Raw genomic sequence first — 13,690 nt, 5'->3', positions numbered from 1 at the left:
GTGCTCGCCATTTTCTTTGTTCCTAATCCTAAGTTTAGGGAAATATTAAAAAGCTTTCTTTAGAATCAATTTTGCGAATGATTTGCCTGTTTTGGCATACCCTTCGCCAATGCGGTCTTCATTGCTAAAGCTACTGCCCCATTGGTCTCCTGGAGCTTCTTTGCTGGTTACCTCTGCCAGAACATTGCTCTTGTTTGCCGTTTCGACAAACTTCAATAAAGTAGTCACCTTGGCAGCTTGCTTCATTACACCGGCGTCCCATCCCGGATAGACCCATACCGTTTCTACGATTAGGGTATAAGGAGCATCGGTTAAACCTTCTGAAAAATAAATGCCATGATCTTCATGAAAATAGCGATTCATTAATTCAAGAAATTTCGGAGCGTATATCAATTCTCTGCTTGCATACCAGCTTTTTTCCCAAGATTTGCCCTTACCTTTTGTTTTTTCTTCCAATTCGGCAGCATGCTCTTTTACGTACTGGTCATTGGTAAGATTCTTTTTCAATAAAGTCATATTGTCATAAACGAATTCAACGTTTACTTCTTTTTGGCCTTTTAGAAAATCAAACCCTCCTTCTGTGATTTTTAATTTTTGTGCATTAATTCCGGCACAGACCAAGATTAGAACGACTACTAGGTGTTTCTTCATAACGATAGTTTTTTATTTGTTGGTGTTTTAATGATATCCGTTTAAAAAGGTTAACAAATTGAAACTAAAGAACGAGACATTCTAAAAAATATTCTAGAATCTACACCAAATTTACTACGCTACCGCTTTTCTAGTCGTCAATGGCCGAAAATACCATTTGTCTAAACCTCCAACCCGTGTTGTCGTCTACAGGTCCTTGGGTCTGCTTCATTAAGATACCGATTATGTTTTCTACAGGGTCGGCAAAATATTGGGTATTGAAGTATCCGCCCCAATCAAATGTTCCCGTGCTACCTTGGCCTCCGGCATCTTGTCCGTTGGACGTTACTACACCAAAGGCCAATCCATAATATTCCAGTCCATCACCAAATTTATCGCCTGTTTGGTTGCCCATAATGCTTTGTATAGTAGTACGGCTAAGAATTCTTTCGCCATTGAGTTCTCCTTCATTTAAATACATTTGCAAAAAAGTGGCATAGTCTTTTGCTGTGCTTGAAAGTCCTGCACCGCCCGAAAAGAAGCGCTTTGCCCCTCTTATGGGATAATCGATCTCAAATCGGGAATCTTCGAATCTTTTCCATTTACCATCATTTTTTGACTGTACAGAGACTAAACGATCGTGTTTCTTTTTTGGAAGATAGAACCACGTATCGTTCATGCCCAAAGGGTCGAAGATACGGGTTCGCAGAAATTCATCAAATGGCATTCCCGAAACGACCTCTACAAAATAACCCAGCACATCTAACCCTTCACTATAGGTAAATTTTTCGCCCGGTTCATGATGTAATGGAAGTTGAGCGAGTTTTTTGATGTTGTCCCCAATACTAATATCCTTTGAAGTGAAGGCATCAACCACCTTGGCCTTTTGGTATATTTTTCTAAAGCGGTCATCACCATCAATCATTCCGTACCCAATACCTGAGGTATGTGTGATTAAATGACGGATAGTTATTTGGTTTTCTGCCGGTTTCGTGGAATAAGTAGAGTCAGATTCGTTGAACGTGTCAAGTATTTGGGCTTTTCCGAATTCAGGAAGATATTTGGAAATAGGATCATCCATTCTAAACTTCCCTTCTTCCCATAAAATCATTACGGCAGTCGAGGTAATGGCCTTTGTTTGGGATGCTATTCTAAAAATAGCATCTTTCTCCATTGTTTTCCTTGACTTGTTGTCGGCCATGCCATAGGCATTGTGAAAAACTATTTTACCGTTCCTGGCAATAAGCGCTACTGCACCTGGTATTTCTTTATCTGAGATTGCTTCTTTCAGCATGGCATCAATACGCAATAACCTTTCGGCAGACATGCCCTCATCGGTGGTTGCCACGGACAATGCTGGTGAAGAATGTTTTGAAATTGTCTGTGCGCTTGTTTGATAACAAGACACGAAAAAAACAATAAAAAAAAGAAAATTTCTAATGCTCGGTTTTAAGAAGATGGAACTGAGGGAAATCAAGTGGTTTAGGCCACTTTCTTTAGTAGGTCGAAACATGGGCATCGCCCACAACGTTTGGATTCGCATTTTTTATACTTTTTGCAACATTTAGTTTTACAGCCTTTGGGCACCATTTCTTTGAGAATGGCCTTACGTTCTTTCTTCAAAGACTTTTTAGCTTTCTTTTCCGATTTCTTGGCTGCTTTTTTCTTTTTGCCCATGTTGCAATTTTTCCAAACCGCATCAAAAATACTATTTTAAATCAATCTAAATAAAATAAATTTGTTAAATTTAGTTTGGTGTATCGGCTGTAATCTGCTGAACATCATGGTCAAACAAGTATCGCCCGCCTTTGTTGTTGCCAATAAGATTGATTTTGTCTTATGTTACAAATTATTGATTGCCATAATAAAGGTGTATTTAGAAATGTATGGCAACACCCATTTGACCGGGGCCAAAATTGAGATGCCAACTTAGGTTTTTAGAACCTTTGTTGTATTTTTCATCATATTTGTGGTCTAAATAGCGGTCGATCGACTCCACCGTAAAGATGCTGATCGCAACACCAAGCGCAAAATCGGTGACCCAATGCTGACGATCCCAAACACGGGAAGCCCCAGGAATCAAACCGGCTAAATAGATTCCAGATTTTATCCACGGACTTTTAAATTGTTTGGCAATGGCATAGGCATTTGTAAATGCCATAATGGTGTGCCCTGAGGGGAAGGAATGAAAATTTCTATTGTCGCTGAACGGCTTAAACGTGTCTTTGGTCTTTCCGCTTACGGGCCTTGCCCTGCCCACCGATGATTTCAGAATTTGTTGAAGGAGTCCCGCCGCCGTAGCCGACGATACTAGAAGAACTCCCGTTCTACGAAGTTTTTCGTTTTTCGTAAAAAGGCCGGTTAAATAGACTCCTGAGGTAACTAGATAATTATTTCCTGGGTTACCGTAGAACTCCCCATAATCCCTGATGAATCGTGGAATACTTTCCCTTTGGTTGCTTATAAAGCGTGATGAGTCGTCATCTAACAGATAGAGTAAACCAGTACCAGCGGCCACGCCGCCAAAAGTTTTCCACTGTTTTCCTTTCCAATGAAGGGGTCTACTGTACGAATAACCTACACCCTTAAAAATATTTCCAAAATCGTATTTGAACATGGTCCACCGCGTTTCGGCAGTATTCTTTATGGTATCTTGGGAAAATAAAGAAACCGATGCGATCAGCATAAATGTTGAAAAAAGAGTTCTCATAAAAATCGAATTTTATTGATGCAGTGCCAACTGAATTCGCTTTCTAGCTACATCTACCGACAAAACTTTTACAATTATCTGCTGGTGCAGATGTACATGTTCGTTTACATCTTTAACAAAGCTATTCGACAGGTTGGAAACGTGAATGAGTCCGCTTTCTTTAATGCCAATGTCGACGAAACAACCAAAGTTGGTAATGTTATTGACAATTCCAGGTAGCAATTGTCCTTCTTGAAGATCGGTAATTGATCGAATATTTTGATTGAATGCAAATACTTTTGCCTTTTCACGCCGATCCAATCCCGGTTTTTCCAGTTCTTCTAAAATGTCTTTCAAGGTGGGCAAACCAATACTATCGGTACAATATAAATTTAAATCAATATTTTGTAATATTGATTTATTACTGATCAATTCTGTGAGGACGATACCCTTATCCTCTGCCATTTTTTTTACAATAGCATAGCTTTCAGGGTGTACGGAAGAATCATCCAACGGATTTTTAGCTTCTTTAATACGTAAAAACGCAGCACCTTGTTCGAAAGCTTTTGAGCCTAAACGCGGTACTTTTTTAATTTGGGAACGACTTTCAAAGGCTCCATTTTCATTACGATAATTGACGATGTTCTCGGCCAGTTTTGGGCCAATGCCGGACACGTAGCTCAATAAGGGAACACTGGCCGTATTAATGTTTACCCCGACCGCATTGACACAGCTTTCTACTACCGAATCTAGTGAAGTCTTTAATTTGGTCTGATCTACATCATGTTGGTATTGACCAACCCCAATCGATTTTGCGTCAATTTTGACCAATTCGGCCAGCGGATCGGCCAGTCGACGACCAATAGAGACGGCACCTCGAACGGTAACATCGTAATTTGGGAATTCGTCACGGGCAATTTTGGAGGCGGAATAAATAGAGGCCCCGGCCTCGCTAACGACAAAAACTTCAATGGGGTTCTTAAATGATATCCGTTTTATCAATCGTTCCGTCTCCCGGGATGCCGTTCCGTTACCGATAGCAATCGCTTCGATTTTGTACGCATCGGCTAGAGAACTTATTTTTTTTATTGCACCCGAACTATCGTTTTTTGGGGCATGCGGATAAATCGTTTCATTGTGCACTAGCTCACCCCCAGCCGTTAAGCAAACTACTTTGCAACCAGTTCTAAACCCTGGGTCAATGGCCAGAATGCGTTTTTCCCCTAATGGGGCACCAAGCAAGAGTTGTTTAAGGTTTTTTGAGAATACTTGAATGGCTCCATCATCAGCCTTTTCTTTGGCCTTTTTTAAAAGCTCATTCGATAAAGAAGGAAACAAAAGACGTTTGTACGCATCTTCAATCGCTTGGTCGATGTGTTCCGTACTTCTTCCCCTTGATTTTAAAAGTCTTTGCCGTATTTTTTCAATGGCTCTTTCATCGTCTATTTCAATTTTGACACGGATGAATTTTTCGTTCTCAGCCCGTAAGATGGCCAAAAGGCGGTGGGAAGGACAGCGACTTAAGGGTTCGCTCCAATCAAAGTAATCTCGAAATTTCTGGGCTTTTTCATCCTCTTTTTTGGTGCCGATAACCTTACTGGTCAACTGTGCAGATTTTTCCAGTTGATAGCGAATTTGATTCCTGACATCACCACGTTCATTAATCCATTCGGCTATAATATGCCGTGCGCCTTCCAAGGCTTCTTCTTTATTTGTAATGCTTTTATTTAAATATTTTAAAGCGATGGCATCAATGTCTGCAGCATTTTGGGCCATAATGATTTTGGCCAGAGGCTCTAACCCGTTTTTAATTGCGGTTTCCGCCTTTGTCTTTCGTTTTTTCTTAAAAGGAAGGTATAGATCTTCCAGTGAAGTTAAATCGATCGATTGTTGAAATTTTTGACGAAGTTCGGGCGTGAGCAAGCCTTGTTCCTCTACAGATTTAATAATGGAGTCCTTTCGTTTTTCCAAAGCTTCAAACTGGCTCTTGAAATTTAGGATGGCCCCTACTTGCACTTCATCCAAATTACCCGTGCGTTCTTTGCGATAGCGGGAAATAAACGGAATTGTACAATCTTCATTGAGTAGCAGCACCGTATTCTGGATACTCTTTTCAGACAGTTGGGTGTGACGGGATATATAGTCGACGAGTTGCATAAGTACTGGTTAAATTAGTATTTTGAAGGGTATAGGCATCATGGGAACCGCTGTTCGCAGATAGCTTTTTTCCAGCTGGCTCGTTTTATAACTATATTCAGCTATGCGTAGTTAGATTCCTAAATTAGTTTATGCTTTCCCCGTTTCCGACATTCTCCTCATCGGGATTCAAAAACACCAACTTGCCATCTGTATTTTCGGTCATCAAGATCATGCCCTCGCTTTCAACGCCGCGCAACGCCCTTGGGGCCAAATTGACCAGTACGGTCACTTTTTTACCGACGATGTCTTGGGGTTCAAAACTTTCGGCTATACCCGAAACGATGGTGCGCTTATCAATGCCTGTATCTACTTTCAATACCATTAATTTTTTTGTTTTGGGCATTTTTTCGGCTTCCAGTATCGTGCCGACACGCATGTCTATCTTGGTGAAGTCGTCAAAGTTGATTGTATCTTTTTGTGGCATTACTGCTTTATTTTCGTTTTCGTTCGCTTTTTTGGTAGCCTCCAACTTATCAAGCTGGGCTTGAATTTCATCATCCTCTATTTTTCTAAATAGGAGTTCTGATTTTCCAATTTTATGATTGGACGGAAGCAAGGTCTCTTTATGGGAAACGTCTTGCCAGTTTGAAACTTCACCTTTGTTCGATGTGGTATTAAGAATGGTTTTTAATTTAGTCGAGGTGAATGGTAAAAAGGGTTCACTTAAGATGGCCAATCCAGTAGCAATCTGAAGGGCCACAAACATAATTGTTTTTACCCGTTCTTCATCTTGTTTGATAACCTTCCAAGGTTCTTCGTCGGCTAAATATTTATTGCCCAGACGGGCAAGGTTCATCAATTCTTGTCCCGCTTCCCGAAAACGGTAGCGTTCTAACGAATCTGAAATCGTTTGTGGAAATTTTCTAAGTTCTTGAAGAGTGGTCTGGTCAACTTCCGAAAAATGTAAAGGTTCCGGCACCATTCCATCATAATATTTTTGGGTCAAGACCACGACACGATTAATGAAGTTCCCGAAAATGGCGACCAATTCATTGTTGTTTCGGGCTTGAAAATCTTTCCAGGTAAAATCATTGTCTTTGGTTTCGGGGGCGTTCGCAGTCAAAGTATAGCGCAGAACATCTTGCATATCTGGAAATTCCTCTAAATATTCATGCAGCCAGACTGCCCAGTTTTTGCTAGTAGAGAGTTTATTGCCCTCTAAATTTAAAAATTCGTTGGCGGGAACATTATCGGGTAAAATGTAATCGCCATGCGCTTTTAAAATTGCCGGGAAAATGATACAGTGGAAAACAATATTGTCTTTCCCGATGAAATGAACCAGTTTAGTATCTTCCGATTTCCAGTAGGGTTCCCAATCCTTACCGTTTTTTTCGGCCCATTCTTTGGTCGATGATATATAACCGATGGGTGCATCGAACCATACATAGAGTACTTTGCCCTCTCCACCCTTAACCGGAACAGGAATGCCCCAATCAAGGTCTCTCGTTACGGCTCGAGGTTCCAATCCGCCATCGATCCATGACTTACATTGCCCGTATACATTTGGTTTCCAATCCGATTTATGTCCTTCAAGAATCCATTTCCTTAAAAAATCCTCATAACGGTCCAAGGGTAGAAACCAGTGCTTAGTTTCTTTTAAAGTAGGAATTCCGCCCGTAATGGTCGATTTTGGATTTATCAAATCTGTGGCATTTAACGATGACCCGCAATTTTCGCACTGATCACCATAGGCTTCTTCATGACCACATTTCGGACACGTGCCTATAACAAAACGATCGGCCAAGAACTGTTTGGCTTCCTCATCGTACAATTGCGCTGTCGTTTCTTCAATGAAATCGCCTTGGTCGTACAATTTTTTAAAGAAATCAGATGCCGTTTGGTGATGTATTGGGGCAGAGGTTCGGGAATAGTTGTCGAAGGTGATGCCAAATTCCTCAAATGATTTTTTAATAATACCGTGGTATTTGTCGATAATATCTTTTGGGGTTACGCCCTCTTTTTTGGCTTTCATCGAAATGGCTACCCCATGCTCATCGCTTCCGCCTACGAAAACAACGTCTTGCCCCTTTAAGCGCAAGTAGCGAACATAAATATCGGCAGGAACGTAAACTCCGGCCAAATGACCGATATGAATGGGGCCGTTGGTGTATGGCAATGCAGCGGTGACGGTGTATCTACTGGCCTTTGAAAGGGCGTTTTTTATGATTTCAGGCATCAAAAATGGATTAAGCCACAAAAATAGCTTTTTTTGCAAGGGAACAAACCTTACTAAAACTAAAAAGTAAAACCTTCGACAATACCGATTGCGATAATATCTAAGGTTTTAAAAAGATCGGGGGCGAATTTAGGCCATCATAACAGATTTACTCATTTTATGGTCTTGTACTTGAATTCGATAGATGTATTTTCCCGCAGCTAAATGCATGGGCATTTTTTCACGAATGTTTATTTCTGTAGAGCCTTCCATCATAATTTCATTATAGACCGTGCCCATATTTTGCCCCAGAATATTATACAATTGAATATCTACATGGGCACTAAAAGGCATTTCCAAATAAATGTGTGGGTTGCTCTCTGCGGGGTAGAAAGGCCGATGAACAATGCCGTTCAGGGCGTCTGGTGTCTGCTCGGTCGGTTCTTGGGGATTTTCAGAATCAGGATCTGGCTGCGTTGGCAATGTCGGTTGCCCGTCACTGTAAACAATGTCGGGGAAATCGGTACCACTACAATTGAACCCTAGGTTTATCGGTGTATAGGGGTGGTCTAATAAATGTTGTTCCACCAAGGGAATATCTACGCAAAGCCATTCCGCCATCACTGTAGCGTAAAGATCTCTAAAATCAGTGGTGTATTCTAGATTGCCACGTCCATTGGGATTGTCTAAAGAAGGATGTTCGCCTACAAAAGCACTTCCATTTAGGCCTGAACCAAAAAATAGAGTGGGGGCCGCCTTTCCATGATCAGTGCCGTTAGAGCCGTTCTCAAATATACGTCTCCCGAATTCAGAAAAGGTCATGCTCAGTACTTTGTCATCTTGTTGTGTAAAGGCAAGGTCGTCGTAAAAATTATCAATGGCCACCGAAAGGTTTGTCATCAGACGTTCATGGGTCTGTGTTTGATTCCCATGGGTGTCAAAACCTCCCATCGATATCATGTACACTTTTGTTCCCAAATTTCCTTTTATCAATCGGGCCAAAAGGGCCAATTGTCTGGCGAAACCGTTATCTTGATATTCTACTTGGTTTTGTCCACGTTCGTAGGCCTCATTTATTATGCCCGAATACTCATAAGTGGTATTGGCAACCCCTCTTAAAAATTGTAATTGATCACCATACATACAGTTGTCGAACAATGCATCTTCCATTCCATAAACGACGCCTGATTCGGCTATTTCTTCCAATTGATCTACATTCGAGGTGACAAAGGCATAGTTTGTTTCTTCTCCTTGAAAAACCAAACTACCATACTGACCTATTTGAATTGCCGCAGGAGCTGGTGGCGGAGTCATTAAATAATCAGGAAACAGATTTTCGAAATGCCGACCCATCCATCCTGTATTCAGGCCGCTAAACCCGGTGGTGTTCAAATCGGTATTGGCAAAAATATCGGAGCCTGTGAAATGTGAGAGACTTTGATTTTCGTATCCTACCCCATGCACAGCTTTAAACTGGCCGTCTTCCCACATGGGCTGTAATGATTTCATATAAGAAGGCACTCCGTATTCATCGGTTAGCCGCAATACCTTGCTTTCCGGAATATAAATATTCGGTCGAGCATTAGCATATGAATCATATTGGTCGATAGGAATAACGGTACTTAGACCATCGTTGCCTCCCGATAGGCGTATCAAAATCAAAATGTTGTCTGTTTCTGCGGCTGCAATGGCCGAAGTCAATGCGGAAGGTGCCGAAGCAGTCAAAAAATTGCTTCCCATCATCATTGATCCTGAACCGGCAATTCCCAAGGCTTGAAGAAACGAACGTCTGCTCCAAATTTTGTGTTCGAGGTCGTGACCATCATGGTTTATGCCTTTATGGGGGGTAGTATGATTGGTATCGCACATAGTATGTAGGGTTTATTTAAGTTGAAACTCGGGTTGTCTCGCCAAATATTGTAATAAGAGATACACTTGAAAAGGAGCTTGCTGCCACATGGCCAAGGTCCATGTTTCATCAGTGCCGCCTTCATAATAAGTATCGTCTACATCGCTTCTGAAAATAGCGAAGGCTTTGTCATATTCCGGTTCGCCCAGCAACCCTTTGGGTAGCATATAGTCAATGATTTGTCTGGCTATTATATCGGGGTTGTTACTATCGGTACCGTCATTTCCTGTAATGGATAGGGCAAATGACCTGAACTGTTCATTGTCACTTTGATAGAAACCTTCGATAATTGTCTCAATGGTCAACCAACGACCAATCATGAAATTGGTATTTATCCAAGAGCGATCACGTTGCCAACCAGCGACATCAAAAGGGTCGAAGAGTGTTTGTCCTAGAAGTCTGGTGTAATTATTTACCTCTTCAATATTAAGGTCATCGTAAGCGAAACTGGTTTCCTTAAAAAAGTTAAAGTACATGTCATACGGACTTTTGATAATAACACCAATGGCGTTGTCATCAAAAAAATGCTGGCTTTTAAATAGTTGTGATAAAACCGGGGCTATTTCAAAATCGGAAGCTACAAATGTAGCCGCCATCCCTGCTATAATAGTTTGTCCGTTGCCGGTTTCATCCTTAGAGTCGGGGTGTACAAAGAATTCGTAAAACTTTCTACATATGAATTCTGCTATCTCGTTAGTTCGTTGTTGAAAAAGAATATCGATAACGTCATCATACCCCCAATTTCCGGTCTGTCCCAAGATGGTCTTGCTGCCAGCGTCGAAACGTTCGGGATTAAAAGTCACTGGCGTACAGCCTACCTCGCCACGCTCTACGTAGCCCGTCAGTGCTTTTGCCGTTTCTATAATATCTTCTTCGGTATAACCATTGCCCTCTCCTAATGTAAAAAGTTCATAGAGTTCCCGGGCGTAATTTTCGTTGGGATTATTTCCGTTGTTATAAACACCATCTAGATAGTAAAGCATTGCACTCGTCAGACCAATTTCGCTAACAAAGGTTTTGAAATTGTGGATGGCATTTCGTTGCAGGCAATCAATATAATAGTATAGAAAAGGATTACAGTCGTAGATGTCTATTTCTGTAACAAAATGGTTGCTCCAAAAAAAACTTAATCGCTCTCTTAAATTGTTTTCCAGCAGAGCGTTCGAATAGGTTAATCGCCATTCTGCCAACTGGGCATTTCTAATTTGATTACGTAGCTGATCGTCTTCGGGGTAATCGGCATTGGTCCAATCTGCCCATGATGGAGCCGGTAATGGGGGCATGTTAAGCGCCTCATTAATTATACTATCCACTAAGGTGCTGGCCGTTTGTCCAACAGCCTGTTCAATAGTAGCCACTGAGGCACTAAAACCGAGTCTTCTATAGAGGTGCGCCGCCTTGGTCGAATCCAAGGGAATAGTGTACGGCGCTAATGTAGAAGAATTACAATTAACGAAGTATTCCATAGTTATTTTAGGCTTTAAGAACGTTCATGTGCTTAGGGGCAAATTCTTAACGCTTAAACTCTTTGGATAGTATTGTGATTCCAGTATTTTCGTTATTCTATGGAGGAATTTACAACCTTACTCACAATTTAGACGTTGAAGTGTCAATATTTTCGACGAAATACACTATTTTCAATTTGTTTTATGGGAAAACACAACGAGTTTGGAAAGGAAGGGGAAGACCTTGCTGTGGCGTATCTGATCGAGAAAGGATATACCATCAACTACCGGAATTACCGGTTCTTGAAAACGGAAATCGATATCATTGCCCAGAAAGACGATATCTTGGCAATAGTAGAGGTGCGTGCCCGCAGCAACGACCAAATTATTAGTATAGCCGACACGGTAACCAAAAAGAAAATAAAGTTGCTGGTAAGCGGTGCCGATAACTATGTCACCGAACGAAACCTGAACATCGAGGTTCGTTTTGATATCATTACCATTTTAAAAAACAATAAGATTTTTAAGATCGAGCATCTCGAAGGGGCCTTTTATCATTTTTAAACTCAGGCTTTACAATAATTTAATTTTGCACAATTTGTTTTATTTATAACAATATGTTATTTTTGTAGCAAATTGATTTTTAAATGAAAACCATTTCCTCGGTTGTTGAGCACTATATCAAGAAAAAACCTTTTTTACAAAGTGCTTTGGCACAGGGTATCATCAACCTTACATCGTTATCAAGAATTGTCAAGCCAGAAATCGAAGGGGAACTTGGAAAGGAAATTCGCAATGGCGCAATTGTCATGGCTTTAAAGCGACTTTCAGATGATTTGGAGTTTCGGGCGACGCACAAAATTATTAAAGTACTTAAAAATATTGGTGAGATTACGGTTCGATCGTCATTGACCGATTATACATTTCTTGCTTCTGACTCGATTCTGGGGCAACAGGCCAAACTTTTGGAAGCCATCAATGACAATCAAGATATTTTTTACACTTCCTCTAGAGGGGTCAATGAGATTAATATTGTCATCAGTAATGTCATGGACGATACGGTGGAGACCTTTTTTAAAAGTGAAAAATGTACCCAAAAAGCTGAAGATCTATCATCGATCACTGTAAAGCTTCCTGCTGAGAATGTATCGGTACCTGGCATTTACTATTTTATTTTTCAGCGTTTGGCGTGGGAAGGCATTGTACTTTATGAAGTGATTTCGACTACAAATGAATTTACGATTTTGGTCGATGACGATCAGGTCGATATTGCCTTTAAAACAATTAAGGATCTGAAGACATTGTAGCCTAGTCCTCGTTTGCCTCTAAGAACGATATCACATCTTTATCGCTTTCGGGCTTTGCCAAGATTTTTTTATTGTTGTCGAGTATAAAGTATGTCGGGGTGTGGTCGATGGCATAAGTTTTGGCGTATTCGCTTTCCCATTTTCCAAGTGAAATTGCATGTTCGAAATTTTCCAATTTGGCCGATTCTGTTTTCCAAGTACTATCGTCATCCTCCAAACCTATGGCAACTACTTTAACGCTTGATTTATGACTTAAGGCTTTGTGCAATTGTGGTAGCTCTTTCAAGCAATGGGAGCAGGTACTGCTCCAAAAAATCAGCACATAATTTTTGGCTCCTGATAGGGTGCTTAATTTCTTAACCGAGTTACTTTCTTTCCATATTATGTCTGGGGCAACAGCTCCGATACGAAGCCGATTGTTCGCATCGATTTCATTTATAACTTGTTGTTGTTCTGCAGTGTTTGCGTGTAGTTTTAAATAGTCGGAATAAATATAATCGGAAAGAAGGTTGAAATTATTGGCGGTCGCTTGATTCCAGAGGGTGTGAAATACATGAAACTTATAAGAGTTACCTACTTCCGACAAATATCCGTCTAGCGTACGTACGTTATCTTCCATCGCTTTTTCCATTTGGGCTTGGGTCATTTCCTTTAAAGGAAGTGCGGTAAATACATAATTGGTCAATTTGTCAGTTAAGAAAGCTGAAGCTTGTAACAATGTCTTGTTTATATCTAGGTACTTGAAATAGTTGTCTTTTTTAAGCCGTACATAGTCAAAAACGGAAACATATGAATCTGGAATAAAGGGGCGGTTGGCTTTGATAAAAACGTTGCAAAGCAGTCCTTCAGTTTTGCTTTCGAACGATTGTTGGGTCGCGCTCATTTTTTTAAGAATAGCCTCAAATTCTGGCACGTCTGTTTTCTCTTGGGAATAAAAATTAACGATTTGTAGTTCCAATTGGTTGATTTCATTGAAATAGGTGGCAAAGTGAATGTTTTCTTCCGATTCAAGAAACCGAACGCCTTGATCGGCATTGAAGTCAAGTTGTATATCCTCTTTGCCATTGTAAATGACATCGAAGAAAAATTCTTCCTTGGGAACAGCATATACCAATCGATAGGTGCCCGGTCTAGAGTTTTCGGGAATCTTCAATGTGAACTTCCCTTTATCAATAGCCGTATCAGCTACATAAGCTTCTCCACTAGGTGTTAAGCGGTAGGCAAGTAGCCAAGTATAGTCTTTTGCCGGAGCAAAAGTACCTGAAATGTTGTGCTGGGAAGACACAAGAAAGGTGGTCAAAAACAGGAATGCAAAAAAAGTATTTCTCATGGTTTAGAACATCCAAAAATCACACC

The 13,690-nt window shown here is 40.7% G+C and carries 10 protein-coding genes; 2 read left to right on the top strand and 8 right to left on the bottom strand.

Annotated elements, in window-relative coordinates:
• Positions 1-45: 45 nt before the first annotated feature.
• From AACZ88_RS18600 to AACZ88_RS18570, 7 genes are all read right to left on the bottom strand, one after another.
• Positions 46-651: a hypothetical protein gene (locus tag AACZ88_RS18600; protein ID WP_339713565.1), complete on the bottom strand. Its 606-nt coding sequence runs from the start codon at positions 649-651 to the stop codon at positions 46-48.
• Between the two features lie 130 nt (positions 652-781).
• Positions 782-2,173: a serine hydrolase domain-containing protein gene (locus tag AACZ88_RS18595; protein WP_339713562.1), complete on the bottom strand. Its 1,392-nt coding sequence runs from the start codon at positions 2,171-2,173 to the stop codon at positions 782-784.
• A gap of 333 nt (positions 2,174-2,506) precedes the next feature.
• The gene (locus tag AACZ88_RS18590) at positions 2,507-3,340 is read right to left on the bottom strand and encodes a phosphatase PAP2 family protein (protein ID WP_339713560.1); all 834 of its coding nucleotides are present in this window, start codon (positions 3,338-3,340) and stop codon (positions 2,507-2,509) included.
• A 12-nt stretch (positions 3,341-3,352) separates the two neighbouring features.
• Positions 3,353-5,476 carry a Tex family protein gene (locus AACZ88_RS18585; RefSeq protein ID WP_339713557.1) on the bottom strand — a complete coding sequence of 708 codons (2,124 nt, stop codon included), beginning with the start codon at positions 5,474-5,476 and terminating at the stop codon, positions 3,353-3,355.
• A 124-nt stretch (positions 5,477-5,600) separates the two neighbouring features.
• Positions 5,601-7,694 carry a methionine--tRNA ligase gene (gene metG, locus AACZ88_RS18580; RefSeq protein WP_339713553.1) on the bottom strand — a complete coding sequence of 698 codons (2,094 nt, stop codon included), beginning with the start codon at positions 7,692-7,694 and terminating at the stop codon, positions 5,601-5,603.
• Between the two features lie 129 nt (positions 7,695-7,823).
• Positions 7,824-9,542: a DUF1501 domain-containing protein gene (locus tag AACZ88_RS18575; RefSeq protein WP_339713550.1), complete on the bottom strand. Its 1,719-nt coding sequence runs from the start codon at positions 9,540-9,542 to the stop codon at positions 7,824-7,826.
• Positions 9,543-9,554: 12 nt separating this feature from the next.
• Positions 9,555-11,048, bottom strand: a complete 1,494-nt coding sequence (locus tag AACZ88_RS18570; RefSeq protein WP_339713547.1) for a DUF1800 domain-containing protein — start codon at positions 11,046-11,048, stop codon at positions 9,555-9,557.
• Positions 11,049-11,231: 183 nt separating this feature from the next.
• Here AACZ88_RS18570 and AACZ88_RS18565 point away from each other — a divergent pair, with 183 nt between their 5' ends.
• Positions 11,232-11,591, top strand: a complete 360-nt coding sequence (locus AACZ88_RS18565) for a YraN family protein (RefSeq protein WP_339713545.1) — start codon at positions 11,232-11,234, stop codon at positions 11,589-11,591.
• Between the two features lie 83 nt (positions 11,592-11,674).
• A complete protein-coding gene (locus tag AACZ88_RS18560) occupies positions 11,675-12,334 on the top strand; it encodes an aspartate kinase (protein ID WP_339713542.1) in 660 nt (219 codons plus the stop codon).
• Position 12,335: 1 nt separating this feature from the next.
• Here AACZ88_RS18560 and AACZ88_RS18555 read toward each other — a convergent pair whose 3' ends face one another.
• On the bottom strand, positions 12,336-13,664 hold the full coding sequence (locus AACZ88_RS18555) for a thioredoxin family protein (RefSeq protein ID WP_339713539.1): 1,329 nt from the start codon (positions 13,662-13,664) through the stop codon (positions 12,336-12,338).
• Between the last annotated feature and the right edge of the window lie 26 nt (positions 13,665-13,690).

It is taken from the genome of uncultured Kriegella sp. (assembly GCF_963975415.1).
Classification (GTDB): domain Bacteria; phylum Bacteroidota; class Bacteroidia; order Flavobacteriales; family Flavobacteriaceae; genus Kriegella.
The sequence above is the reverse complement of the archived record's forward strand: the minus strand, read 5'-3'. Positions and strand labels throughout refer to the sequence as shown.

Excerpts from the sequence above, each read along its gene's own strand:
- AACZ88_RS18595 (WP_339713562.1), bottom strand. The coding sequence starts at position 2,173 with ATGCGAATCCAAACGTTGTGGGCGATGCCCATGTTTCGACCTACTAAA.
- metG (WP_339713553.1), bottom strand. The coding sequence starts at position 7,694 with ATGCCTGAAATCATAAAAAACGCCCTTTCAAAGGCCAGTAGATACACC.
- AACZ88_RS18555 (WP_339713539.1), bottom strand. The coding sequence starts at position 13,664 with ATGAGAAATACTTTTTTTGCATTCCTGTTTTTGACCACCTTTCTTGTG.
- AACZ88_RS18570 (WP_339713547.1), bottom strand. The coding sequence starts at position 11,048 with ATGGAATACTTCGTTAATTGTAATTCTTCTACATTAGCGCCGTACACT.
- AACZ88_RS18585 (WP_339713557.1), bottom strand. The coding sequence starts at position 5,476 with ATGCAACTCGTCGACTATATATCCCGTCACACCCAACTGTCTGAAAAG.
- AACZ88_RS18575 (WP_339713550.1), bottom strand. The coding sequence starts at position 9,542 with ATGTGCGATACCAATCATACTACCCCCCATAAAGGCATAAACCATGAT.
- AACZ88_RS18600 (WP_339713565.1), bottom strand. The coding sequence starts at position 651 with ATGAAGAAACACCTAGTAGTCGTTCTAATCTTGGTCTGTGCCGGAATT.
- AACZ88_RS18565 (WP_339713545.1), top strand. The coding sequence starts at position 11,232 with ATGGGAAAACACAACGAGTTTGGAAAGGAAGGGGAAGACCTTGCTGTG.
- AACZ88_RS18590 (WP_339713560.1), bottom strand. The coding sequence starts at position 3,340 with ATGAGAACTCTTTTTTCAACATTTATGCTGATCGCATCGGTTTCTTTA.
- AACZ88_RS18560 (WP_339713542.1), top strand. The coding sequence starts at position 11,675 with ATGAAAACCATTTCCTCGGTTGTTGAGCACTATATCAAGAAAAAACCT.